Origin of the sequence: Fictibacillus marinisediminis (assembly GCF_023149135.1) — a bacterium.
Lineage (GTDB): Bacteria > Bacillota > Bacilli > Bacillales > Fictibacillaceae > Fictibacillus_C > Fictibacillus_C marinisediminis.
Window position 1 is genome coordinate 3246631 of record NZ_JAIWJX010000002.1, and the last position, 23082, is coordinate 3269712.

Genomic DNA, 23082 nt, shown 5'->3' on the forward strand with positions numbered 1-23082 from the left:
CTCTCTTTTCGTTACTACTATCCTACACCAAATGGTTCGGTGTTTCTAGCCGGAAAAGTTTGTCTCAATTTAATTACAATTTTAAAATATTTATCCATTTCCTCCATATCATTGCTATACTGAATGTGGAGTTAACATGGTATTGAAATACAGGGGGGGATGACCTTGGATTTCAGAAGGCTTTTACAGTGGATGTATTACTTGCAAATCGCCTTTTTTGTAAGCGGAATCTACCTATTATTAGTATACATTCTGACGAGCAATACAAAGCGCATTCAGATCATGAGCGGAGTTCTCTGCTTTAACCTCATCTCGCTTAAGGTTATGAGGGACCGTTATAAAATCTAAAAAACTGTACCCAGGGTGGAGTACAGTTTTTCTTTATACCATCTTCAGCAAGGCATCCCTTCCGGACATTCCTGCCTCGATCCCAATGGCATACGCTTCTGTTGTAATGGATTCCAACGGCGCATTAATCAGTTGATCTATGGTTCGTACACCTACTGCTCGGCCTGCAATAATTTTTCGGTCTGAGAGCTTTTCATTCAAGAGGGCGACATCCAAAGCCCCGCACATGATATACCCTTTGTCATTATACACGGCAAGCAGGCTTGTTTTCGGCAGCTGAACGGTTACCGCTGTAAATGGGTGGCCGTCAATGATTACCGGGTTTAATTCAATCATGCTTTCCCCCCCTTTCCTCCTATATGGTATGTACAAGAGGGGAAAGAGTGCGTCCACTACTGCCCATTCATCTTCTTCAGCTTCCATTCGAGCAGATCACGAAGTGTTTCAGGCAGCATAAATGTTTTTGTTTTGTTTCTTGCGATCGCTGGATAAAGCTTGCCGAACGTAAACATATCTATAACGGCAACCTTGTATATCTCCTCATCTATTACAGGTTCACCATTCAGCCAAATGCTTTTAACATGAGACTGCTGATCCTCAAGTACCGCTTCTTCCACTGTGATGCCTGAAAACGCCATACGGCCCATGACCTTTCCTCTGAATCCGAATCCCTTAACCTCTTTATGGATCATCTCACGGCTTAAACCCGCATGGACAATTTCCTTGATCTCATCACCGGTCAGATCGACAATGCACGGATTAATCGGATGTGGACAAATCCGATGCAGATCTCCTTTTGTGACAGGGCCAGCAGGCAGACTTTCCAGAAGTGTTCCCGAATTAACCATGGAATAGGAGGTCTTGCACCACTCTTTAAGTGCGTCAGCCATCAGCTGAGCAAAAGGTGATGGCTCATACCATGAAACATGAAGAGGTTCACTTAAGAAGGCTACTTCCCTCTCCAGGACTTTTTCTCCTTTTTGCTTCAGTTCATCCAGAAGCTCGGCACCTTGATTGTCCTCTGCTATATCTGTCAGTTCAATCAGCCTTGCTTGTTTTGATGCAATTTTTTTTGTGGATGCATCATACTGAATATTGATTTCACCAAGATACTGACCGAATTTTCCGGTTTGTGCGATCAAAGTACTATTTATCCTTTTTCCTTCTGGGAGTACATGGTGTGTATGGGCACCCAGGATAAGATCAATTCCGCATATTTCCTGGGCCATTCTTTCATCAAAATTTAATCCTAGATGCGAGAGAACAATGACAAGATCACAGCTGTTTTTCAAATCAGCGATAATCTCAGGCAGAATCTGAAAAGGATCTTCCACCCGCCACCCTAAAGAGTGATAAAAAGCCTGAAAAGCTACCGTGGCTCCCGTAACCCCTATACGAATTCCATCCTCTGTCGTGAACACTTCAGAAATTTTTGCCCAATGAGGGCGTTCTCCCTGTTCATTAAAAAGGTTTGCTGCCAGTACCGGAAATTCAGCTTCGGTATAAAGAGAATAAAGTTCCTCTTTTGTAAGTGTGATTCCCTCATTATTTCCGATAGTTACCGCATCTGCACCAGCCTGATTAAGAAGGAGCGTATTCCCTTGTCCAAGCGTTCCTTCTGTCAGCGAATTGGCACGGTCCATAAAATCCCCACAATCAAAATAAAGCAAGGACTGTCCTTTTGCGGGAAATTCTGCCCTGCCTGTTTTTATCTGCTTTACGATACGCGGCCAATATTCAAAATGGCTGTGTACATCATTGGTGTGATAAATTTTTAATGTATTTAGCATATTGCCCCCTGAACCTTAAGAACCTGCCCTAATTATCAGCAGCAGGCCATTTCATGTGTCATTTTCACTATAAAATCGAATGACTGTTACTAATCAGTATAAACCAAATGGCGTTGTGCCACCCCTTTTTAAAACAAATCAAGCTGTCTCGGAGACAGCCCTTCATAATCAAGGCTCAGCATATCGATAAACTTCCTGGCGTTATCTGCAGCATCGCCTCCAGAATTGTTGTTGAACAATATGACGATCTCCTTAGACTGTTCACTCAATTTTTCAACATGTTGCTTCCATTCAGCAAGTTCTTTATCATTGTACCGATATAAATACCGAACTTCTCTCCAGTTTTCCTGGCCGTGATTGTTCCAGCCATGAACATTCCTTCCATGCATTCGAATGATGGTAAGCTCTGACGTTGGTTCGATTACAGCAGGGATCGATCCCTGGCCCGCTTGAGGTTCATCACAAATCGTATGAATCCAGCGTTCTTCTCTCATAAACTCCACCGTCTTTTCTCTCATTTCAGGCATAAACCATGATTGATGGCGAAATTCAAGAGCAACCGGGATGCCCTCCATCATTTCCCTCGTAAACCTTAGCATCTGTACACTTTCCTTATTGCATTCAAACCAAGGCGGATACTGAAAAAGCACTGCCTTCATCTTACCTGACTCGATCACAGGCTGGATGGAAGCTTTAAATAAATCAAACATTTCTTTTGTCGATTCAAAAGGAATCTTGCCACGAGAATGTCCCGTCATTCCTTGGTAGGCTTTAATGATAAACGAAAAACGGTCCGGTGTGTCCTTTATCCATTTTTGATAATTTTTTAACGGCTGGATGGCATAGAAGGAGGAATCAACTTCCACAACCGGAAAAAAGCCGCTGTACAGCTTTAATTTTTCAGTGGATTTCGTCCCTTCCGGATATAAAGACTGGTGGTCCCCCCAGCCCGTTACTCCAATCAGTATCATAGTCCTTCTCCTCATTATGAATGGTTACTCTCTCTATTCCCCAAATTTTCATTATGTAAAAAAAGCGAACCCATTGTGGCGTTCGCTTTTTGATTTGCTATATTAGCCGATAGAACCTTCCATCTCGAATTTGATTTTTCAAAATCAATCGGCACGAAATCGGCACGCGAGAATACCTAATAAAACATATTTAATAATGTTTTGAGTGAATTTATACTAACATAAAGTTGATTTGGAAGATAGTTAGAAGATGTATTATCCCTTTAAAAAATGGACCCAAAGTGAACAATGAGTAAAAGGCAACGTATAAGCAATACTAAGAAGGAAGTTTTTGAATAAAGGAGGGAATGTAATGACAAGTCGCAATGGCAGCAAAGGAAGCCAAAATCAAGGTTCACCACAAGCACAATACAATCAAGAATTTAGCAGTGAGTTTGTGAGTGGGAATGATAACAAAGGAAAAGAATATCGTTCTAAAAAGGGTAGTAAATCAAAGAGTGATCCAAAGGAAAGCGGAGCATAAAAAAATCGTGAGGTATACGCCTCACGATTTTTTTATGTCTACTGCTGAAAAGCATCAGAATCTGACTCAATGGGATGTTATTCCGTTGCTTGTTCTAGATGTTTGGGAACATGCCTACTACCTAAATACAAAAATGTTGATAATTGGTGGGAAAAACCTGGAGCATTTAACTGCTGCCAGGTCTTTTTTTTACTATTCATCTTTTCATCTCCTATTTAAATACGATAGTAAAAATAGAAAGCTTTTCCTTTCTCTCGAAGCACTTTACCGTTAACTTTGGATGATCCCCTTTAATTATAAAGCGCTTTCAATTCTCTTTATATAAGACTGATGCACAACTGTTTTTAATAATTAACAATTCTTATCCTTTTGGAATTAATTAATTTCAATGCCATCATAGAAGATTCGATGATTGAAACTGTCCGTTTAACATTTGAAACCTGTTTCATAAGTACATTTCAACACTCAGTGATTTTGCAAGCCTCTTAGATTTTAGAATTTAAGGGCTTATGTTCCTTCCTGTCCTTCCCGAGTAATAATGGACGTGTCCGTTATTAAAGGTGGTTGTTCCAGAAAACTCATGATAATGTGTCCCATCGCCCAGATGGACAGCAGGTCCCGTCTCTCCTGAAAATCCATGAACATGCCCATTTGCAAAAGTGGTTTTTCCCTCATAGTAATGAACATGAGTAATGGTGTTATTTACTGGTGTTGTTGTTCCCTGTACGTTGTGCGAATGTCCATTATTTATCGTCGTTTCCGTGGCATATTGATGTCGATGAAGAACTCTTTCATTCCATTCTATTTGTTCAATATCATGCTCGTGCACAGAACCCCTCCTCTTACTTGAAATACATCTGAATATATCTATGTAACAAATTAAAAACGTATAACTCCAATCCTGATTTACACAATTAAATTAAATTTATGGCAAGTTCCTTGGTGTAATGACCGCCTCTTTGATCCACGTAATCTATAAATCCATCACTCAAGTTATAACTTTGGATGGCGGTTTTTAGATCACCCTTTGCTTTTTTAAGTTGCTGTGCCTGTTTTCCAAAAACATCTATTCTTATACCGTTGACATACCATCTAAAGGCAGCTGAATCTTAAATTAAAGAACCCTTTAGTTTAAGTACGCTGGTGCGGAAAATGGTGCAATGCTTTTTCAGATTCCCCGGCGCTGATTTTGTACTAATAGAACATTCTAATCATATTCTTATAAAAGAAAAGAATAAGAAGGAGTGTAGTTAGTTGATTAATGTTAAGGTTAGTTTACGGCCCCTTGTAAGTAAGGTAAATTTACCCACTGTTTTGAAAACAACTATACTTCCGGGTGATTCAATTGAAAGATTATTTATTGCAACCCAGGTAGGAGAGATCTTTTACATAGGAAACGGCGTTATAAGGACTTTTTTAGATATTCGCCCGCGAATCATAAAACTAGGTGATTCTGAACTAGGTGTTTCTGGTAGTGGATATGATGAACGGGGATTGCTAGGGCTAGCGTTTCATCCAGAATTTTATTATAACGGTCTGTTTTATCTTCATTATTCAGTAGCTGAAACACAAGGTCCAGGTGCTCTTCCTGAACCTTTTATGCCTAACCCGTGTGATCCCAGAACTTTAAACCTAAGATGGATAAATAGAGAAACTCAATATGATCATATTGATACCGTTGAAGAATGGATTTTACAATCGAATGGTCAACCTCAAAAACGACGGACATTACTTAACTTAAGAAGACCATTTTTAAATCATAATGGTGTCAATAGCTTAAACTTTTCACCTGAAACAGGAAAACTTGTTTTAACAACCGGAGATGGTGGATCAGGCTATGATCCATTTAATTTAAGCCAGGATGATATGGAAATCGCCGGTAAAATAATTGAAATTGATGTAGTTAAGAATACATTTACCTATAATCCACCCGTAGTCACACGTTTTAATGAACTTCCCGCACCTATTCAGGAAACGCTTGCGGTAATTGCCAAAGGGGTTCGCAATATACCAGGCATCTCATTTCAAAGGTTTAATAATCAGTATATCAAATATGCAGGAAATGTCGGACAGGATTTGGCCGAGTCCATTTTTTCATTCGTTGATTACAAACCAATCCCGGTTACTCAGCTTGTTCAAGCTTCTTTAATGAATTCTGAACCTGACCAAGAAGGATTTATTAACTTTGGCTGGCGAGGGTGGGAAGGTGCTTTTCCTGCTTCGATAATAAGGGGCTGCTCTGCAAATCCGACTTTGGATGAGAAAACAATGGCTTATTACAATGAAGCAGTAAAAACTTCAGTGAGGCGTCTTCAGCCCTTAACTAGTTATTTTCATAAAGATCCCCGACCCGATAAGTTTGGAGGAACTGCACTTACAGGAGTGCAAGCCTATATGGGGAATGGAATCCCCGATTTAATGGGAAGCGTTGTGTTTACCGATCTTGCCCGGGCAGAAGAATCTCAGTCTTCGGTTAGAGGGGTTTTAGCTTATACCAGGGTAAGAACAGATTGTAAACTAAATGATTTTAGTGTTATTAAAACCGATTATAATTTTGGGTCTCAATCAGCTTATTTTGTTAATCTGGGAACGAATCTGGATCAAACCAGACTATATTTAGGGGTTTATGGCTCTATGAAAGTGACTGATTTTAACCAAGGCACTGTTTTTGAAATTATTCCATGATTCATAATTATAATATTTTACTTAATACCCGATAAAATCTCTTTCTTGGATTTAATTGAAAACGAAATATAAAACAAACTAGAGAGCAATCATACTCCGAATTCGAATAAAAAAGCCTTGGTATATATACCAAGGCTTTTCAGACTTTATCCGATTGAACCTTCCATCTCGAATTTGATCAGACGGTTCATTTCAACCGCATATTCCATTGGAAGTTCTTTTGTAAATGGCTCGATGAAGCCCATTACGATCATTTCTGTTGCTTCCTGCTCAGAAATACCACGGCTCATGAGGTAGAACAATTGATCCTCTGATACTTTTGAAACCGTAGCTTCATGCTCAAGAGTAATATTGTTGTTCAGAATTTCGTTGTAAGGAATCGTATCTGAAGTGGATTGGTTATCCATAATCAATGTATCACATTTAATATTGGATTTGGATCCTTCAGAACGGCGTCCGAAGTGAGAAATACCGCGGTACGTAACTTTACCGCCGTGCTTGGAAATGGACTTCGAAACGATAGTAGATGAACAATCAGGCGCTAAGTGAAGAACCTTCGCTCCAGCATCCTGATGCTGTCCTTTCCCTGCAATCGCGATGGAAAGGATAGTTCCTTTCGCCCCGCGTCCCTTCATAACAACGGCCGGATACTTCATGGTCAGGCGTGAACCGATGTTTCCATCTACCCATTCCATTGTTGCATTTTCTTCTGCAACGGCACGTTTTGTTACAAGGTTATAAATGTTATTCGCCCAGTTTTGAATGGTTGTATAACGAGCATAAGCGTTCTTTTTAACAATGATCTCAACAACCGCACTGTGCAGAGAGTTCGTTGAGTACACTGGTGCTGTACATCCTTCTACATAGTGAACGGAGCTGTCTTCGTCAGCGATGATCAGGGTACGCTCGAATTGACCCATGTTCTCAGAGTTAATTCGGAAGTACGCCTGCAATGGAGTATCACATTTTACGCCTTTTGGCACATAAATGAAAGAACCACCGGACCATACAGCCGAGTTAAGAGCAGCAAACTTGTTGTCAGAAGGAGGAATAATCGTTCCAAAATACTCTCTGAAAATTTCTTCGTGCTCTTTTAGCGCTGTATCAGTATCTGTAAACAGAATCCCTAAGTCAGTAAGGTCTTCTTTCATGTTGTGGTATACCACTTCTGATTCGTATTGTGCAGAAACCCCTGCGAGATATTTTTGCTCTGCTTCAGGAATTCCAAGCTTATCAAACGTAGCCTTAATCTCAGGCGGCACTTCATCCCAAGACTTTTCGGACTTCTCGGACGGCTTTACATAGTACGTAATGTCATCAAAGTTCAAGTCCTTCAAGTTTCCGCCCCATTGAGGCATAGGCATTTTATAAAATTGCTCTAAAGATTTCAAACGGAAGTCCAGCATCCATTGTGGTTCGTTCTTCATCTTGGAGATTTCTTCTACAACTTCTTTAGTCAATCCGCGTTTTGAGCGGAATATCGAAACGTCTTTATCGTGAAAACCGTATTTGTATTCACCAATATCAGGCATTTTCTTAGCCATCGTTTCATCCCTCCTTAAAGGATACAATTCTCTTGCAATGGCACAAAAACTTCTTTGAACGGGTGTCTGGCACCAGCAATTTACTCACTTGGTGCCTGACACCATTTAAAAAGAACTAATTGCTTCTGTGAAATAGTGTCTGACATCACCAGTTTAACCCAAATGATGCATTACACCAAATAAAAAGTGAAAATCACTTCTCTGAAACGGTGCCTGGCACCAGCAGTTAATCCCAAATGGTGCCTGGCACCCTTTCTTCGATGCTTATTCTTCTTCCTGATGCCCTACGCCCTTCTCCATCGCTTTCCAGGCAAGGGTGGCACATTTGATGCGGGCCGGGAATTTGGAAACACCCTGCAGGGCTTCTATGTCACCGAGATCAAATGATGTATCATCGTAATCTTTGCCCAGCATCATATTGTAAAATACATGTGCGAGCTTAACCGCGTCCTCCACAGATAAACCCTTTACCGTTTGTGTCATCATGCTTGCAGAAGCAAGGCTGATTGAGCACCCTTCTCCATCAAACTTTGCGTCAGAAATTTTTCCATCGTCCACCTTCAAATGAAGCTGAATTCTGTCTCCGCACGTTGGATTATTCATGTTGATGGTGACCGCATCATCGGCTAATTGCCCTTTATTGCGAGGGTTTTTGTAATGATCCATAATGACTTGCCGGTAAAGCTGATCTAAATTAGAAGACATGGCCGAAATACTCCTTTGTCGTGACTAATCCTTTAACAAAAGAATCAATCTCGTCTTTGGTGTTATATAAATAAAAGCTTGCCCGTGCGGTTGAAGATGCATTCAGCCATTTCATCAATGGCTGGGCGCAGTGATGTCCAGCCCGCACGGCAATTCCTTCAGCATCTAAAACAGTGGCTACATCATGAGGATGAACATCGTCGATATTAAACGTCACGATTCCAGCACGGTCCTTAGGCCCGTAAATGGTAATCCCCTCAATTTCCGACATGCGCTCAATGGCATACTCCGCAAGATCATGCTCATGCTTTTGAATGTTTTCAAGCCCAATTTCCTGAAGAAAATCAATGGCCGCACCCAAACCGATCGCTCCTGCAATGATTGGGGTTCCTCCTTCAAATTTCCACGGAAGCTCTTTCCATGTGGAGTCATACAAATCAACGAAATCGATCATTTCTCCACCGAACTCAACAGGCTCCATTTGGTTCAGCAATGCTTTTTTTCCGTAAAGTACACCAATACCAGTCGGCCCGCACATTTTATGGGAAGAGAAGGCAAAGAAATCACAATCCAGATCTTGAACATCCACTTTTAAATGCGGTGTGCTCTGCGCCCCATCCACTACCATTACAGCTCCGTTTTTATGAGCGATCGCTGCAATTTCCTTTACAGGATTAATTGTTCCCAGCACATTGGATACGTGCATAACGGATACGATTTTAGTTTGTGGAGTTACGGTATTTTCAACATCCTGAAGATCAATGGATCCATCTTCTTTTAAAGGAATGTATTTAAGTGCCGCACCAGTTTTTTTAGCGACCTGCTGCCATGGAATAATATTGCTGTGATGTTCCATCGGTGTAATGACAATCTCGTCGCCTTCTGACAGGTTCGTTAAACCGTAGCTTGCTGCAACTGTATTGATTGAGGTCGTAGTTCCACGTGTGAAAATAATTTCCTGTGTGGATTTCGCGTTAATAAAACGCCGAACTTTCTCCCTGGCTCCCTCGTAGCCGTCAGTAGCTCTGGTCCCCAAAGTATGGACACCCCGGTGAACGTTTGAATTGTATTCCCGGTAATATTTTTCCAGCGCTTCAATGACAGGTACCGGCTTTTGTGAAGTGGCGGCACTATCAAAGTAAACAAGCGGTTTTCCATTGACTTCCTGATGCAGGATCGGAAACAGCTTTCTTACTTCATGTGCGTTCATTATCTGACTTTCCTTTCTATTACCTCAACTAAACGTTTTTTCACGGATTCAAGCGGCATTTCATTGACAACAGGCCCTAGGAAACCATGAATGATCAATCGTTCAGCCTCAGCTTTTGATATTCCGCGGCTCATCAAGTAGAACAACTGGATCGGATCAATTCGTCCAACTGATGCAGCGTGGCCAGCTGTAACATCATCTTCATCGATCAAGAGAATCGGGTTCGCATCTCCGCGTGCTTTTTCGCTCAGCATTAATACCCGTTCTGTCTGTTCGCCGTTTGATTTTGTCGCACCATGTTCAATCTTTGTAATTCCATTGAAGATCGAGCTTGCAGAATCCTTCATTACTCCATGAGTTAAGATGTAGCCTTCAGAGCTTTTTCCATGATGGAAAATTTGAGCAACAAAGTTCTGTTTTTGATCACCCTGGCCGATATTTACAGTTTTCGTGTCTGTGAATGAACCGTCTCCGACAAGATGTGTTGTATTATCAGATACTGTGTTTCCATCATTAAGCTGTCCTAATGCCCACTCGATTCGCGCGTCGCGTCCTGCATGTCCTCGGCGGCTGATATAGGAAGTCATTCCTTTGGCAAGATTATCGACAGCTCCGTACACTACTTTAGCTCCTGAACCTGCAAACACCTCAGATACGATATTGGCAACAGATTCACTGTTTTCGTTTGTTGACAAGTAGTTCTCAACATACGTGACCGAACTGTTGTCTTCCGCTGCGATGATGACATGGTTAACGAGCCCTGTTTGCTCATCATCATGGAAGTAGATTGCCTGAAGCGGAGTTTTCAATTCTACATTCTTTGGAACATAAATGAATGCACCATTGGTTACTAGTGCCGCATGAATGGCTGTAAGGCGGTTTTCGTCAATGCTGACAGCTTCTTTCATGAAATACTTTTGAAGAAGATCTCCATGCTTTTGAGCTGCGGTTACGAAATCGGTGAAAATGACACCTTGAGAAGCCAGCTCTTCTGTAACCGATGAGTGAGCGACGTTTCCGTTGCGGATCACAAGCAGATTGCCCGCTTCTTCATCACCAATTAATGCTTTCACTTGCTCAGGAAGGTCTGCGCTTTCCTCAGCAGTGCTCACGTGATTGAATTCAGTAAGGTTCCATTTATCAATTTTTGTTTTATCAGGTTTAGGCATAGGAAGCTGCTGTGCCAATTCCAATGCGCGTAAACGAAGTTCTGAAAGCCATGCTGGTTCTTGGCGGCTTTCAGAGAACTTGCTTACATAATCCCTGTCATATTTTAAAGAAGTTTCAACTGACATGTACAAATCCTCCTAACTTGCTTACGCCTCTTGGCCAACAGTTTCGTCTTCAATTCCCAACTCTTCCTTAATCCAGTCATATCCTTCCGCTTCTAGACGCTGTGCAAGTTCAGGTCCTCCTGATTTAACAATGCGCCCTTGCATCATCACATGTACTTTATCTGGAGTAATGTAGTTAAGTAAACGCTGATAGTGAGTAATGATTAAGCAGCCAAACTCTGGGTTTCTCATTTCATTGATGCCTTTAGCTACTACTTTAAGAGCATCGATATCCAAACCAGAATCAATTTCATCCAAGATGGCAATCTTAGGTTCGATCATCATCAATTGAAGAATTTCATTACGTTTCTTTTCTCCACCAGAGAAGCCTTCATTTAAATAACGGTGAGCAAACGCATTGTCCATTTCAAGAAGCTCCATCTTCTTATCCAATTCACGGATAAATTTCATAAGAGAAATTTCCTGACCTTCTTCTCGGCGTGCATTAATAGCAGAACGCAAAAAGTCAGCGTTTGTAATTCCGCTTACTTCACTTGGATATTGCATCGCTAGGAAAAGACCAGCTTTTGCACGTTCGTCAACTTCCATTTCGAAAAGGTCTTCTCCGTCAAATGTAACGTTTCCATCGGTCACTTCGTATTTAGGGTGCCCCATTAACGCAGATGAAAGAGTGGATTTACCTGTTCCATTTGGCCCCATGATCGCATGGATTTCTCCGCCGTTTATTTCAAGGTTTAAACCTTTGATGATCTCTTTGTCATCGATAGAAACACGCAGGTTTTCAATCTTTAAATTTGGTGTAGACATAAAATTTACCTCCATCTTATATTTCAGTGAAATATATTGTTAATGTGAACAAGAATGAAAGCTTCTCTCATTCCATTCTCAATTTATTCTCATTCTAATATTATAACAAATTTATTTTATCTTCAACCTGTAGGAGTTATTGGCAGAAGAAAATGCAAAAACTACATAAATAGAAAATCAGCACCCAGTTCTGAATGCTGATTTCCCTACCTATACTATAGAATTTTTCGTTCCATTTCATTAGAAACTTCTAAACTTTTTTGATATTCTTTATCACGTTCTTGTTCAATAGTGATTCGTTTCTCTAGATTTCGTTCATATTCAGCATAACCAATACCATGATTCTTTTGCATGGCTTTTTCCATTTCAGGAGTGTGGTTAACTTTAATCGAGTGAATAATGAATCATTCCTTTCGTGTATATGACACTAAATCAACATTTATAGCGTAACAAAGCTACTCCTGTGATTCAATTTCCATTCAGCGCCATATATGCAAGGCTCAAGGGTTATTCTTTTGTTGAACCTTAATGACTCATGAATCCTTATATATCCTCCCAAATGCTTGCTTATGTGAGCAAATACAAAAAAAGAGCCCCAATTATGGAACTCTTTTTTTTTTAATGCCTGGGATTGTTTAATTCCTGGATGCATTCCTGAACAAGTGTTACACCTTGGCTCATAGCAGCTCCGCCGCCAAAAGCTGCTGCAACCCCCACAGCCTCAAGAATTTCATTTTCACTGGCTCCCTGATCCAAACAGCCTTTCGTGTGATAGATGATACAGTATTCATCCTGAGAATAAATACTGATCCCCAAAGCCATCAGCTGCTTGTTCTTTTCAGAGATCTCGCCTTCCTTGAAACAATGGCGTGTAAATTCATTGTATGAATGGATCAGTTCTGGCATATTTTCCGTATACTTACCGAGACCTTCTTTATAGCGGATCAGATGGTGCTGCGTCGAGTTTTTTCCAGACATTTCTTGATGTTCCATTTCCTTTTCATCCTCCTGTCCATAAGATAGACAAGATTTAGTATGAGTTATTGCTATTTTTCTTATCCCGATTTTAAAACGGAAGCTGAACTTTTTGCTTCAAATCTTCTGCAGTCGGGAATATAATGGGCTAAAAGAAACTGGTTGAAAAAAGGAGTAAAAGATGGAAGAGGAAAAGGTAAAGAAGTCATTGATTGCTGGTTCAATCGGATTGGGTGCCCTGGCAGGCGCTGCAGGAGCAGCAGCTTTTTATTCTGCGTTTATTGAACCGTACTGGTTTGATGTTAAAAAAATCGATATTAAGCTCCCCAGGCTTCCAGAAGCCTTTGAGAAATTTCATATTGTCCATATTAGTGATTTTCATCTGGGCTTTCATTTTAAGGCCAGGCATATTGCTAAGATGGCAGATAAAATACAGGGGCTTAATCCTGATATGATCGTCTTCACAGGCGATTTGGTGAATTCCCACCGGTCGCTGAAAACCGTTGTAAAGAGCCTTCCTTACCTAAATAAAATCAAGGCACCCTTTGGTAAATTCGCAATTCTCGGTAATCATGATTACCTTGAAAGTATCGATACCATTTCTGAACTGCTGAGAAAAAGCGGCTTTGAACTACTTATGAATGAGAACAGGATGATTAAAAAAGAAAATGATGAGCTGTACCTCGCAGGATTGGATGACTATCTGAGAGGAGAAGCAGATATCGAAAAAGCATTGAATGGTATTCCTTTAGACCGTTTTACTCTTCTGCTTGCCCATGAACCGGATTATTTCAAAGTCAGTTCCAAATTCCCTGTAGATCTGCAGCTGTCTGGCCACAGTCACGGAGGACAAGTCCGAATGCCATTGTTCGGTCCGATCATCACTTCAAAAATGGGAAGGAAATATCATAGTGGACTTTATGAAACTGAAAACAAATTTCTATATACCAACAGGGGAATGGGAACTACACATCTGCCCTTCCGTTTCTTCTGCCGGCCTGAAATTACATCCATCACATTAAAATAAGACGGCATCTATGAACTGCACCCTCCCATTGTAACCTGTCTAACAATTAGGATGCAGTTCCATGCCGCCTTATTTTTGTGTTCACCCTTCTTTTTGCGGTGGCAAATGGGTAACATACGTACCCGCGATCAAATCATGGATGCCTCTCTTGTCTTTGCGGATACCGACCATAAAGGCGCTGACAATCAACGCAATTCCAAGGGTTAACCCATAGATTAAGCCTCCGACTAACACTCTCAGAACCATTGCCCCAATTCCCAGCTTGCTTCCGTCCGCTTTAATAATCCTGATTCCACAGATTCTCTTGCCAACCACATATCCGTTCCAGTAGATGGGCAGCAAAAGCGCATAAAGAAAACTAACCACATTCATGAACCAGTCTCCACCCGGATCTTCTGATACAAAGTCACCTGAGAATAAATAACCGATTAATGATAATGGAATACCAATAATAAGGCCATCCAGTATACTGGCTCCAAACCTGATCCAAAAACCAGCCGGTTGCTGTACTTCCATCCTGCATCCCTCCATCAATAAATTGTTAAATCATCTTACAGTTATTACAAATGGACAAAAAAAAGAACAGCCCAAAGGCTGTCCTTCTAAATCATTTATTTGTTTACCGGTACAACAGCACCCTTATATTTCTTTTTGATAAAATCTTGAATTTCTTTAGAGTGAAGCACTTCAACAAGGGTTTTCACCGTTTTAGCATCTTTATCGCCTTTGCGCACAGCAATGATATTTACAAAAGGTGAGTCAGATCCTTCAATTGCAATGGAATCCTTTTGAGGGTTCAACCCAGCATCGATCGCATAGTTGGTGTTGATCAATACAGCGTCTCCCTCACCGTTTTTATACGCTTTTGGAAGAAGGCCAGCTTCAACATCTGCTTTAAATTTCAAATGTTTTGGGTTTTTGGCAATGTCCTTAATCTTTGAGTTGTAACCTTTTCCAGGTTTAAGTTTGATCAAGCCTTCGTGCTCAAGCAATGTTAGCATACGTCCGTGGTCAGCAACGGAATTACTCATGATGATCGTTGCTCCGTTTGGAAGGTCCTTTAAAGACTTGTACTTTTTAGAATATACTCCGATCGGTTCGATATGAATGCCGCCGGCGTTCTCAAATTTGTAATTTTTGTTTTCTTTCATTTGTGATTTCAAATACGGAACGTGCTGAAAGTAGTTGGCATCAATTTCATTGTTTGCAAGTGCTTTATTAGGAAGTACATAATCCTGGAACGTTTTAATTTCAAGATCAATTCCTTTTTTCTTCATTAAGGGCTTAGCTGCTTCAAGAATTTCAGCATGCGGAACATTGGATGCTCCCACAACAATCTTATCGCCAGCTAGTTTTTTGTCTTTCCCTCCGTTTGCACCACATGCAGCAAGTGCTGTTGTCAATGCAAGTAAAAGAATGAGTGTAATGATTTTTTTCATGTTGTTCCTCCTGGTTGTGTAATTTCGATTTTAACGTTTATCAAGACGGCGAGTTACATTATCCCCAATAAACTGAATGATAAACACAATGATTAGAATGATCACAGTAGCGACAAATGTAACATCATTTTGCGTACGCTGGAAACCTTCAAGGAACGCCAAATTTCCGAGCCCGCCTGCTCCGACTACCCCCGCCATTGCTGTATAGCCGACAAGCGCGATTGAAGTTACCGTAATCCCGGAAACCAACGCAGGAAGGCTTTCAGGGATCAAAACTTTAAAAATAATTTGAGCGTTGCTCGATCCCATCGATTTTGCCGCCTCGATTACCCCTTTATCAATCTCGCGAAGCGCAATCTCAACCATCCGGGCATAAAACGGTGCAGCTCCAATGATCAAAGCAGGCAGTGCTGCATTGGCGCCAAGCATAGATCCTACTAACAAGAGCGTAAACGGAAGCAATAAAATGATCAGGATAATAAACGGAATGGAACGGAAGATATTTACGATCGCTGAGAAGACAAAATTTAAAAATCGATTCTCCCATAGGTTCCCTTTACCCGTTAAAAATAATGCTAATCCTAAAAGAAGACCTAAAATAAAAGTGGCAAGAACCGCAACAGCTGTCATGTACAGTGTTTGTCCGGTGGCACCCCACATTCCACTCCATTCCACATTCGGAAAAAGACTATTCATATGAGATCACCTCCACTTCTACTTTCTGCCCATTCATATAGGCTACCGCTTTTTGAATTTCGGTATCTGTTCCTTCCAGCTGGATGAACAACGTTCCATATGGCCCGTTTTGTGTTTGCGATACCTTACCCTGCAGGATATTCACCTGAACGTCAAATTTACGGATCACATCTGTAATAACGGGCTGTTCTGCACTTCCTCCAACAAAGGTGAGCTGTACAATTTGGCTCTGAGGTTTTTCAGATGCCAGCTGCTTGATCATGTCTGTCGTTTCTTCAGGCTCTGTTACTTGCTTAACAAAATCTTTTGTAATGGACTCTTTAGGATGCCTGAATACTTCCAAAACCGGCCCTTGTTCCACTATTTTACCTGCTTCCATAACAGCGACCCGATGGCAGATCTTTCGGATGACATGCATCTCATGTGTGATAAGAACAATGGTCAAGCCGAGCTTTTGATTGATCTCAACTAATAAATTAAGGATGCTGTCTGTTGTTTTCGGATCAAGGGCTGAAGTCGCCTCGTCACAAAGAAGAACTTTAGGGTTATTGGCCAGTGCACGTGCGATCCCGACTCTTTGCTTCTGTCCTCCACTCAATTGGGAAGGATACGATTCTCCACGGCCCTCTAGTCCAACAAGTTTAATCAGTTCATCCACCCGCTTCAGGCGCTCTGCTTTCGGCACACCTGCAATCTCAAGTGGAAATGCAATGTTTTCCCTTACTGTTCTGGACCAAAGCAGATTGAAATGCTGAAATATCATGCTGATTTCCTGCCGGGCTTTTCGAAGCTCGTTGTTACTAAGTTTGGAAAGATTTTTTCCCGCAACGTTTACATCTCCGCTCGTTGGTCTTTCCAGCATGTTCAGCATTCGGATGAGTGTACTTTTACCTGCACCACTGTATCCAATAATCCCGAAAATTTCTCCTTGATCTATAGAAAGATCGACATGGTCAACTGCGTTTACAGCTCCGTCTTTCGTCTGAAAAATCTTTTTTACTGCGTCTAATGTTATCAAGAGACCGGATCCCTCACTTTCTGAAAAATAAAAAATGCCCTTCTGCCAGGTCATGAGCAGAAGGGCATAAAAATTTATATGCACCGTCATCTCATCTCCCAAAGCAGTTTGCTTTGCAGGATTTGGCACCTTTTCAAGCAGGAAGCTGCTTAACGGTTGCCGGGTTTCATAGGGCCAGTCCCTCCACCACTCGCGATAAGAACGAATTTGTTATTCGTTATTTAGTTAGCATTTCTTAGCACGTTTCGAATTTTAACATCACCTTTATGGAGTGTCAATCCATAACTCCTGTTTTTTAGATAGAAGGACCCGATTCTTTTGGCTTAGGACTCCAATTTGCATAAAAACAGAAGAGATTCTAACTTCAGCTGTTCTCTGTATGTTCCCGTAAAAGTTACTCTTTTTAGCCTGATTAAATCGCTCAGACGCTGCTGGCCACCAAACACCTCATGCAAATCATCCATCCTGCCTGTAAGCATGGTCATCCGCTCTGAACCGTTGTACTTATTTACGAAGGAAAAACATAATCGTTCTCCATCAGCCGTCACACTGGGAGTCTCCGTCCCTATCAGCGGCTGAAGGAAGGCCGTTTTTTGAACCTGTTCCTGCCAATGAACCCAATCCATAAACATCCCCCTTTTAAAAAACGTGTATAGCTTAATGTTCGGGAGATGGTTGGTGTCTTCCTTGATTTTTCCTTCGACAGTTTATTAAACGCTGTGTCGACTTTTAGCCAGCCTTTTTATGTATTTCTTTATTCATTGGCGGCTTTTTAAGATTTTTCTTCTGTTCTTTTTTCCAGTACTTTTTTTCAGACCGATGAACGGGAGAATTTTTCTGCTCTCTTTTTTCAAGCTTTTTTCCCTTATCCCATTTTTGGTTTTTTTGTTTATTCGTTTCATGAACAGCAGGATGCTGTTTCGGAGCAGTATTCAAATTAGTATTTTTCTTTGCTTGCTTGTTGTACATCGGCCCTTCGTGATGTTGCTTTGAAGGATGTGGTTTTACTTTTTTTGATTCATTTTTTTCTTTATGTTCAGCTTTAAGGCTGCTTTTTCGACCTTCGTGCCTTTTGGTTTTTGGGACAGCACGTTTATTGTTTGGTTCTAGCTTGGGTTCTATCTTTTCTTCTTTGACTTCTTTTTTCGCATGTCCTTTTGGAGAAGAACTATGCAGGGAACTCGTCTTAATCTTTATGGTTTCAAGAGTTCTATGATTGCGAAGAATTTTTTCTGAATGGTTTTTTGTATGGCCGGATTCTTCTGGCTCTTCATGTACAGGTTTTATTTTTCTCTTTAGCTCGGTATAAGACATGTTCTTCACTTCATTAAGAGAAATGTTCTTATCTTTTCGTTTAGCATCCAAGTACATCATGTATTTTCCAGATGATACGCCATTCTTTTTTGCAACATTCCGTTTATTTGTATTAATATTCTTTACTGTGATGGCGGCTTTCGAATTATAGATGGATGCATTCCTTTTAATGGAAGATACAGTCTCATCCAATGCAGACAGAAGCTTGTCATTATTTTGGTTTACGATGGTTGTTCCGATCATGACATCCGGGTTTTTCTTCAGATATCCTTTGTTGTCATAAGCGTTCAGCAAAGCTGAAGCAAAGTGGGAAAGGCTTATGTTTTTCTTTTGTTTTAATGATTGGAGAATTTCCCGTCCCTCAGCGTTATATGCTTTTACTTTAATGACTTGCAAGTCTTTGTTAACTCCTGCTTCGAGGCTGGGATTTACGTCAAAACTCACATAAGCCGCAACAGTATTGTCGTTGCGGCCCAGTGGATTTACTCCTGAAAATAAAACAAGTATAAGCAATGCTGCTATTGTAAGTGAAAGAGAAGGAAATATAAATCGGCGCGTTCCGCATTTTGAAAAACTCGAAACGCTGTATTCCATACCTACCACCGGATGCTTTCCGCGTGGCACCTTAACGGTGATGAAACAACCGTCTTTCGTTAATAGGACGGCTTTCCCTTTATTAACTTCCATTAAAATTCCATTCTTCATCCCACATATCCCTCCTGCTAGGCGAAGGATCTGCTTCGTATCATAACCATCATGGGTTTTGCTGCTCTTTTGCATTGCTTATTTATTATGATTTCCCCACGAGTAATTACAACCGTTTAACTTCCCCTTATTTAAGGCTGAATATAGGACTTTAACGCTTTAAAGTCCCCTAGATATATTAGCGATACCGCTATTATATATTTTCGATTTCTCTCTATAGTTTTACGACTGCAGGAAACCATACTTAACAAATCTTTTATAGGAAGTTGTTTTTTCTCCAATAAAAATTCAGCCATTTCCTGGTTTTCCACTAACAAACGAGCGATTTCCTTAGCGTTTTCCCTTGCATCCACATGCTTAGGGCAATGTTTGCTCAACACTTTAAAATTAAGGCTGAAATCCTTCAGCAGTTTTTGATATTCTTCGATTTCGTATACGCGGTTCTCTGCCTGGATCTTTTCTTCGTAATGTTCCATGGCAGCTTTTTGTTCTGCGTAGCTGTCCTCGACACGGCCTTCTTCATCTTCCTCATCCGGCTGCAAATAAATCAGACGGTTCTGTCTAACTTCTTTTCGGATATAGTCGATAACCCTGCGGCGGATTACCATGTCAGCAAAGGAAAGAAAACGGCTTCCCTGTCCTTCCTGATATTGATCAATGGCTTCATTGAAAGCGTAAAGACCTACACTAAATTCATCCATCGTACGATCTATATATTGACTGCAAACTTTTGAAGTCACTTTTTTAATAAATGGCTGGTAAGCTTCGATCAGTTCATTTCTTAAGGAATCATTTCCTCTTTGAATTCTTAGTACTTTATCTTCAATGTTAATGAGTGGTGTGCTGTTACGAATAGTTGGTACAAATGCAGTAGACATAGTTTCACCTCTTAAATCAGGTTGTATTGTACTTTTGGATAAAATGAATCATACATTCCAAAAGTCGACAGGAGCAAACATGTTTCAAGCTCTCCTATACATTTATACCATTGATTCGCAGGTTTGTAGGATACAGTTGTATAACAATGTTACAGGACTTATAACAATTGTAATGTTTTTGTTATGTTCCTGAAAAGGATAATTTTTGCAGTCTTGACCCATAAATCGTTCGGAAGCGGTAACTTGCTTGCTATTGCTGCTGTTTGGAGATATCGTTTCATTTTGTTGCACCTGAATAGTTCTGTAAAATTTATTACACATTTCTTCTTTATTTTACCACATAAACCATGTATTACATTTAAAAAATACCCCCTAAAAACGAAAAAAGACACAATTCGTGTCTTTTACAGGTACTTTTTTACGTTTTGATACAAAAAATCAACAGATTGCATGGCATAAATCTTCTTTACGGCAATGCCCCTGTTTAAAAAAAGCAGGCAAGGGACACTCGTGATGCTGTACTTTTCAGCAAGCTCCGGCATCGCATTTAGGTTGCAAGCCCCGATTTTAGGTTCAGACGTTTCTGACTGGCTTATTGCTTCCAATGTGATGTCGAGCATCCGCCTTCCCATCTTACACGTTCCGCAAAGCGGTGTCTGGATATAAAGAGCTGCTGGCTCCTCTGTTGAACCTTTAATAAAATTATGAATTTCTATATTAGTTAAATCCCTCATATCTCTCTCCAATTGCAATTTTTACGGATCAATTTTTTCTCTATGTAATTGAATATCCCGGATCTAAGAGGTGCTGTCAACAACCATGCTTATAACAGTACGTAAAATACAAACTTAAGAAATCCTCCTCAAAGAGGATTTCTTTCGGTTCAATTTTGCTTCCTTATCCCAGACATTCTTTATTTACGGTGAAACGAGCGCCAAGCAGAATGTTGGCAAGATACATGAGCGGCGTTTTTGCCACTTCACGGTACATTTTATGAATATAAAGATGTTCTGCATTCGGAAGCTCCCGCTGAAGCATTTTTCTTAATTTTGCTCCAGCTTCGTCCGCATCGACCAGTATATAGACATCTCGGTTTTCAATTTGTATAGCAAGTTCCTCAAGCCGGGAAAGCCCCATTGTGCCATTGGTACAGATGATCTCAACAGGCTCATTTAAAATGGTGATCAGTTTTTCCTTGTCTGATTTCCCTTCAACGATAATCACTTTGTCCAAGTTGTTATTCATCAATCATCTCTCCTATATCTGCTAAAGAACGAGTATTAAAGCGATTGATATTTTTTCTTACTTACTATAATACCCTTTATTTTATTAGAATCCTCCATTGATTGTTAATAAATCAGACAACTATTTATGGATATGCAACCCATTTTCCTACAAGCAGCCAACTTAATAAGGAGTTTCGTACCAACTTCGATTAAAGCTGTTTAACCATTGCGAAAAGGGGATATTGTTTCTCTAAGTTCAACAGCACAAAGTAAATAGCTGTTGGGAGCACACTATTTACCATATATAAGGAGGAATTTTGAAATGGCTAAGAATAATGACAACCGAGACGGAATGAGCAGAGAAGAAGCAGGGCGCATGGGCGGCCAAAAAACGTCTAAAACCCATGGCAAAGATTTTTATCAGGAAATCGGCAAAAAGGGCGGAAATGCTACTTCTAAAAGCCACGATCAAAACTTCTACCAGGAAATCGGTCAAAAAGGCGGAGTATCAACTGCATCCAGCCATGATAAAGACTTCTATCAAGATATTGGTAAAAAAGGCGGCAAGTCGACGGCAGATAGCCATGATAAAGATTTTTATCAGGAGATCGGTAAAAAAGGCGGAGCAGCTACTTCCGACAGCCATAACAAAGATTTTTACAGAGAAATCGGCAAAAAAGGCGGTAACAGCCGCCGCAGCGATTAATTTATAAAAATGCAAAAAGGACAAGCCCTGAGGGTTTGTCCTTTTTTACGCTTTTTCTAACTAACACCAGCCCTCATCGCATCCCTGTACGTAACTTTGGGGATATTCTGCAGAACTGTTGTCTTTTTTATAAATTTTGTCAGCATCAAATTCAAAGCCTTCAGCCATTTCATACTGATTTCCTTGGTCGGAAAAGATGACGCGGCCTATTTTCTGGTTATCATGGAACAGGGACATATAGCCTGTATCCATTTTCCCATACACTTTTGACGTAATGTCCGATTTAGATCCTGAGTTTTTTGAATCCAATGAACACTCACTTCCTTCCATAGAAGATGTTCATATTGTCTCCGGAAAGAAGCTGAGTACTCATCGAAAATACTTAAAATAAGGGATTAGTCTTCTTTTGTCATTTCCTCATATTGCTCAGCTGACATTAGGTTTTCTGTTTCAGAAAGATCAGATGCTTCAACAACGATCATCCATGCTTTTTCATAAGCTGATTCGTTTACAAGCTCAGGGCTGTCATCAAGATCTTCGTTGATTTCAACCACCTTACCAGAGATTGGAGCATAAAGTTCAGAAACTGTTTTAACGGATTCAACACTGCCAAAAGGCTCGTCCGCTTTAATTTCATCGCCCACTTCTGGAAGCTCTACAAATACGATATCGCCCAGTTCATCCTGTGCAAAGTCAGTAATACCGATTCTTACTTTATTTCCATCTTCAACCTTTACCCATTCGTGTTCTTCTGAATAACGCAATTCTTTTGGAAAATTCATTTTGTATCCCTCCAGCTTTTCTTGTTATTTATAATAACTATAATATTAAATTTATTATAGTTAAGCAACTAATTAAATTACTTACCCCATGCTTCGTTATACGTATCCTCGTTAAAACCGACTGTTACCTTGTTTCCATCTGTAGTGATCGGCCTTTTCAGCAGCATGCCGTCAGAAGCCAAAAGATTCAGCAGCTCATCTTCGGAAGCTGTTTTCACCTTGTCCTTCAAGCCAAGCTCCCTGTATTTCATCCCGCTCGTATTAAAGAACTTTTTGATATCAAGGCCGCTCTTTTCTACCAGCTCTTTGATATCCTCTTTAGAAGGAGGGTTTTCAACGATATGTACGGATTCAAAATTAATATCATGGGAATCCAGCCACTTTTTAGCCCTTTGGCATGTTCCGCATTTTGGGTATTGATAAAAGGTTATACTCATG

29 protein-coding genes, 1 pseudogene and 1 riboswitch are annotated in these 23082 nt (G+C 40.5%); of the genes and pseudogenes, 6 read left to right on the plus strand and 24 right to left on the minus strand.

The features are described 5' to 3' along the window. Window positions 1-165: 165 nt before the first annotated feature. Window positions 166-348: a hypothetical protein gene (locus tag LCY76_RS17350; RefSeq protein WP_248253658.1), complete on the plus strand. Its 183-nt coding sequence runs from the start codon at window positions 166-168 to the stop codon at window positions 346-348. 33 nt (window positions 349-381) lie between these two features. Here the strand turns inward: LCY76_RS17350 and LCY76_RS17355 are convergent, their stop codons facing one another. The 3 genes from LCY76_RS17355 to LCY76_RS17365 form a co-directional block, all read right to left on the minus strand. Next, window positions 382-684, minus strand: coding sequence for a YunC family protein (locus LCY76_RS17355; protein WP_062233161.1), 303 nt, complete (start codon window positions 682-684; stop codon window positions 382-384). 56 nt (window positions 685-740) lie between these two features. After that, window positions 741-2138 carry a bifunctional metallophosphatase/5'-nucleotidase gene (locus tag LCY76_RS17360; protein ID WP_248253659.1) on the minus strand — a complete coding sequence of 466 codons (1398 nt, stop codon included), beginning with the start codon at window positions 2136-2138 and terminating at the stop codon, window positions 741-743. 128 nt (window positions 2139-2266) lie between these two features. After that, the gene (locus LCY76_RS17365; protein ID WP_248253660.1) at window positions 2267-3109 is read right to left on the minus strand and encodes a DUF72 domain-containing protein; all 843 of its coding nucleotides are present in this window, start codon (window positions 3107-3109) and stop codon (window positions 2267-2269) included. 352 nt (window positions 3110-3461) lie between these two features. Here LCY76_RS17365 and LCY76_RS17370 point away from each other — a divergent pair, with 352 nt between their 5' ends. Then, a complete protein-coding gene (locus tag LCY76_RS17370; RefSeq protein ID WP_053357289.1) occupies window positions 3462-3632 on the plus strand; it encodes a hypothetical protein in 171 nt (56 codons plus the stop codon). A 22-nt stretch (window positions 3633-3654) separates the two neighbouring features. Further along, window positions 3655-3782 (plus strand): annotated as a pseudogene (locus tag LCY76_RS24185) (Fe-Mn family superoxide dismutase); the annotation flags it as partial. Between the two features lie 349 nt (window positions 3783-4131). On the opposite strand, the gene LCY76_RS17380 reads toward LCY76_RS24185, so the two are convergent. Together LCY76_RS17380 and LCY76_RS17385 are read right to left on the minus strand one after the other, a co-directional pair. After that, window positions 4132-4461 carry a YmaF family protein gene (locus LCY76_RS17380; protein ID WP_053357288.1) on the minus strand — a complete coding sequence of 110 codons (330 nt, stop codon included), beginning with the start codon at window positions 4459-4461 and terminating at the stop codon, window positions 4132-4134. Between the two features lie 85 nt (window positions 4462-4546). Next, complete coding sequence (locus LCY76_RS17385; protein ID WP_336606286.1) at window positions 4547-4708, minus strand: lysozyme family protein; 162 nt, start codon at window positions 4706-4708, stop codon at window positions 4547-4549. A 178-nt stretch (window positions 4709-4886) separates the two neighbouring features. Between LCY76_RS17385 and LCY76_RS17390 the strand changes: the two genes are divergently transcribed. After that, complete coding sequence (locus LCY76_RS17390) at window positions 4887-6317, plus strand: PQQ-dependent sugar dehydrogenase (protein ID WP_248253661.1); 1431 nt, start codon at window positions 4887-4889, stop codon at window positions 6315-6317. A 146-nt stretch (window positions 6318-6463) separates the two neighbouring features. Here LCY76_RS17390 and sufB read toward each other — a convergent pair whose 3' ends face one another. The 7 genes from sufB to LCY76_RS17425 form a co-directional block, all read right to left on the minus strand. Beyond that, on the minus strand, window positions 6464-7861 hold the full coding sequence (gene sufB, locus LCY76_RS17395) for a Fe-S cluster assembly protein SufB (protein WP_248253662.1): 1398 nt from the start codon (window positions 7859-7861) through the stop codon (window positions 6464-6466). Between the two features lie 264 nt (window positions 7862-8125). Next, a complete protein-coding gene (gene sufU / locus LCY76_RS17400; RefSeq protein WP_248253663.1) occupies window positions 8126-8566 on the minus strand; it encodes a Fe-S cluster assembly sulfur transfer protein SufU in 441 nt (146 codons plus the stop codon). Beyond that, window positions 8556-9776 (minus strand): cysteine desulfurase, encoded by a 1221-nt coding sequence (locus tag LCY76_RS17405; RefSeq protein WP_248253664.1) that lies wholly within the window; start codon window positions 9774-9776, stop codon window positions 8556-8558. Before LCY76_RS17405 ends, sufU begins: the two co-directional genes overlap by 11 nt. Next, window positions 9776-11071 (minus strand): Fe-S cluster assembly protein SufD, encoded by a 1296-nt coding sequence (gene sufD, locus LCY76_RS17410; protein ID WP_248253665.1) that lies wholly within the window; start codon window positions 11069-11071, stop codon window positions 9776-9778. Before sufD ends, LCY76_RS17405 begins: the two co-directional genes overlap by 1 nt. 21 nt (window positions 11072-11092) lie before the next feature. Then, window positions 11093-11878 (minus strand): Fe-S cluster assembly ATPase SufC, encoded by a 786-nt coding sequence (gene sufC / locus LCY76_RS17415; protein ID WP_053357272.1) that lies wholly within the window; start codon window positions 11876-11878, stop codon window positions 11093-11095. A gap of 215 nt (window positions 11879-12093) precedes the next feature. Beyond that, window positions 12094-12231 carry a YuzK family famiily protein gene (locus LCY76_RS17420; RefSeq protein WP_175501739.1) on the minus strand — a complete coding sequence of 46 codons (138 nt, stop codon included), beginning with the start codon at window positions 12229-12231 and terminating at the stop codon, window positions 12094-12096. Window positions 12232-12496: 265 nt separating this feature from the next. After that, window positions 12497-12871, minus strand: coding sequence for a carboxymuconolactone decarboxylase family protein (locus LCY76_RS17425; RefSeq protein WP_248253666.1), 375 nt, complete (start codon window positions 12869-12871; stop codon window positions 12497-12499). A gap of 163 nt (window positions 12872-13034) precedes the next feature. Here LCY76_RS17425 and LCY76_RS17430 point away from each other — a divergent pair, with 163 nt between their 5' ends. Beyond that, the gene (locus tag LCY76_RS17430; RefSeq protein ID WP_248253667.1) at window positions 13035-13880 is read left to right on the plus strand and encodes a metallophosphoesterase; all 846 of its coding nucleotides are present in this window, start codon (window positions 13035-13037) and stop codon (window positions 13878-13880) included. 81 nt (window positions 13881-13961) lie between these two features. On the opposite strand, the gene LCY76_RS17435 is transcribed toward LCY76_RS17430, so the two are convergent. The 9 genes from LCY76_RS17435 to LCY76_RS17475 all read right to left on the minus strand — a co-directional run bounded on the left by LCY76_RS17435 (window position 13962) and on the right by LCY76_RS17475 (window position 21175). Next, window positions 13962-14396, minus strand: coding sequence for an RDD family protein (locus LCY76_RS17435; protein WP_248253668.1), 435 nt, complete (start codon window positions 14394-14396; stop codon window positions 13962-13964). Window positions 14397-14491: 95 nt separating this feature from the next. Further along, on the minus strand, window positions 14492-15319 hold the full coding sequence (locus tag LCY76_RS17440; protein ID WP_248253669.1) for a MetQ/NlpA family ABC transporter substrate-binding protein: 828 nt from the start codon (window positions 15317-15319) through the stop codon (window positions 14492-14494). A 30-nt stretch (window positions 15320-15349) separates the two neighbouring features. After that, entirely contained in the window at window positions 15350-16015 is a 666-nt protein-coding gene (locus LCY76_RS17445; RefSeq protein WP_053357268.1) for a methionine ABC transporter permease, read from the minus strand. After that, entirely contained in the window at window positions 16008-17033 is a 1026-nt protein-coding gene (locus LCY76_RS17450; RefSeq protein WP_248253670.1) for a methionine ABC transporter ATP-binding protein, read from the minus strand. Before LCY76_RS17450 ends, LCY76_RS17445 begins: the two co-directional genes overlap by 8 nt. An 88-nt stretch (window positions 17034-17121) precedes the next feature. Further along, window positions 17122-17235: riboswitch (SAM riboswitch) on the minus strand. Between the two features lie 121 nt (window positions 17236-17356). Continuing rightward, entirely contained in the window at window positions 17357-17659 is a 303-nt protein-coding gene (locus LCY76_RS17455; RefSeq protein WP_248253671.1) for a hypothetical protein, read from the minus strand. Window positions 17660-17762: 103 nt separating this feature from the next. After that, window positions 17763-19052 carry an anti-sigma factor domain-containing protein gene (locus tag LCY76_RS17460; protein ID WP_248253672.1) on the minus strand — a complete coding sequence of 430 codons (1290 nt, stop codon included), beginning with the start codon at window positions 19050-19052 and terminating at the stop codon, window positions 17763-17765. A 131-nt stretch (window positions 19053-19183) separates the two neighbouring features. Continuing rightward, entirely contained in the window at window positions 19184-19930 is a 747-nt protein-coding gene (gene sigI / locus LCY76_RS17465; RefSeq protein ID WP_091003296.1) for an RNA polymerase sigma-I factor, read from the minus strand. A 404-nt stretch (window positions 19931-20334) separates the two neighbouring features. Beyond that, the gene (locus LCY76_RS17470) at window positions 20335-20664 is read right to left on the minus strand and encodes a thioredoxin family protein (protein ID WP_053357264.1); all 330 of its coding nucleotides are present in this window, start codon (window positions 20662-20664) and stop codon (window positions 20335-20337) included. A gap of 163 nt (window positions 20665-20827) precedes the next feature. Beyond that, window positions 20828-21175: a toprim domain-containing protein gene (locus tag LCY76_RS17475; protein ID WP_248253673.1), complete on the minus strand. Its 348-nt coding sequence runs from the start codon at window positions 21173-21175 to the stop codon at window positions 20828-20830. 303 nt (window positions 21176-21478) lie between these two features. On the opposite strand from LCY76_RS17475, the gene LCY76_RS17480 reads away from it, so the two are divergent. Further along, window positions 21479-21862 (plus strand): KGG domain-containing protein, encoded by a 384-nt coding sequence (locus LCY76_RS17480; RefSeq protein ID WP_248253674.1) that lies wholly within the window; start codon window positions 21479-21481, stop codon window positions 21860-21862. 60 nt (window positions 21863-21922) lie between these two features. Here LCY76_RS17480 and LCY76_RS17485 read toward each other — a convergent pair whose 3' ends face one another. The 3 genes from LCY76_RS17485 to LCY76_RS17495 form a co-directional block, all read right to left on the minus strand. Next, a complete protein-coding gene (locus tag LCY76_RS17485) occupies window positions 21923-22171 on the minus strand; it encodes a YusG family protein (RefSeq protein WP_248253675.1) in 249 nt (82 codons plus the stop codon). An 86-nt stretch (window positions 22172-22257) separates the two neighbouring features. Then, window positions 22258-22644, minus strand: a complete 387-nt coding sequence (gene gcvH, locus LCY76_RS17490; RefSeq protein ID WP_248253676.1) for a glycine cleavage system protein GcvH — start codon at window positions 22642-22644, stop codon at window positions 22258-22260. 77 nt (window positions 22645-22721) lie between these two features. Continuing rightward, window positions 22722-23081 (minus strand): arsenate reductase family protein, encoded by a 360-nt coding sequence (locus tag LCY76_RS17495; protein WP_248253677.1) that lies wholly within the window; start codon window positions 23079-23081, stop codon window positions 22722-22724. Window position 23082: the final 1 nt, after the last annotated feature.

Bases quoted from the DNA above. Each gene is read 5' to 3' on its own strand.
- LCY76_RS17405 (WP_248253664.1), bottom strand. From the start codon at position 9,776: ATGAACGCACATGAAGTAAGAAAGCTGTTTCCGATCCTGCATCAGGAA.
- sufB (WP_248253662.1), bottom strand. From the start codon at position 7,861: ATGGCTAAGAAAATGCCTGATATTGGTGAATACAAATACGGTTTTCAC.
- gcvH (WP_248253676.1), bottom strand. From the start codon at position 22,644: ATGAATTTTCCAAAAGAATTGCGTTATTCAGAAGAACACGAATGGGTA.
- LCY76_RS17445 (WP_053357268.1), bottom strand. From the start codon at position 16,015: ATGAATAGTCTTTTTCCGAATGTGGAATGGAGTGGAATGTGGGGTGCC.
- LCY76_RS17370 (WP_053357289.1), top strand. From the start codon at position 3,462: ATGACAAGTCGCAATGGCAGCAAAGGAAGCCAAAATCAAGGTTCACCA.
- sufC (WP_053357272.1), bottom strand. From the start codon at position 11,878: ATGTCTACACCAAATTTAAAGATTGAAAACCTGCGTGTTTCTATCGAT.
- LCY76_RS17425 (WP_248253666.1), bottom strand. From the start codon at position 12,871: ATGGAACATCAAGAAATGTCTGGAAAAAACTCGACGCAGCACCATCTG.
- LCY76_RS17440 (WP_248253669.1), bottom strand. From the start codon at position 15,319: ATGAAAAAAATCATTACACTCATTCTTTTACTTGCATTGACAACAGCA.
- LCY76_RS17475 (WP_248253673.1), bottom strand. From the start codon at position 21,175: ATGAATAACAACTTGGACAAAGTGATTATCGTTGAAGGGAAATCAGAC.
- LCY76_RS17360 (WP_248253659.1), bottom strand. From the start codon at position 2,138: ATGCTAAATACATTAAAAATTTATCACACCAATGATGTACACAGCCAT.
- LCY76_RS17480 (WP_248253674.1), top strand. From the start codon at position 21,479: ATGGCTAAGAATAATGACAACCGAGACGGAATGAGCAGAGAAGAAGCA.
- LCY76_RS17495 (WP_248253677.1), bottom strand. From the start codon at position 23,081: ATGAGTATAACCTTTTATCAATACCCAAAATGCGGAACATGCCAAAGG.
- LCY76_RS17435 (WP_248253668.1), bottom strand. From the start codon at position 14,396: ATGGAAGTACAGCAACCGGCTGGTTTTTGGATCAGGTTTGGAGCCAGT.
- LCY76_RS17365 (WP_248253660.1), bottom strand. From the start codon at position 3,109: ATGATACTGATTGGAGTAACGGGCTGGGGGGACCACCAGTCTTTATAT.
- LCY76_RS17420 (WP_175501739.1), bottom strand. From the start codon at position 12,231: ATGCAAAAGAATCATGGTATTGGTTATGCTGAATATGAACGAAATCTA.
- LCY76_RS17460 (WP_248253672.1), bottom strand. From the start codon at position 19,052: ATGAAGAATGGAATTTTAATGGAAGTTAATAAAGGGAAAGCCGTCCTA.
- sufD (WP_248253665.1), bottom strand. From the start codon at position 11,071: ATGTCAGTTGAAACTTCTTTAAAATATGACAGGGATTATGTAAGCAAG.
- LCY76_RS17470 (WP_053357264.1), bottom strand. From the start codon at position 20,664: ATGAGGGATTTAACTAATATAGAAATTCATAATTTTATTAAAGGTTCA.
- sufU (WP_248253663.1), bottom strand. From the start codon at position 8,566: ATGTCTTCTAATTTAGATCAGCTTTACCGGCAAGTCATTATGGATCAT.
- LCY76_RS17430 (WP_248253667.1), top strand. From the start codon at position 13,035: ATGGAAGAGGAAAAGGTAAAGAAGTCATTGATTGCTGGTTCAATCGGA.
- LCY76_RS17455 (WP_248253671.1), bottom strand. From the start codon at position 17,659: ATGGATTGGGTTCATTGGCAGGAACAGGTTCAAAAAACGGCCTTCCTT.
- sigI (WP_091003296.1), bottom strand. From the start codon at position 19,930: ATGTCTACTGCATTTGTACCAACTATTCGTAACAGCACACCACTCATT.
- LCY76_RS17355 (WP_062233161.1), bottom strand. From the start codon at position 684: ATGATTGAATTAAACCCGGTAATCATTGACGGCCACCCATTTACAGCG.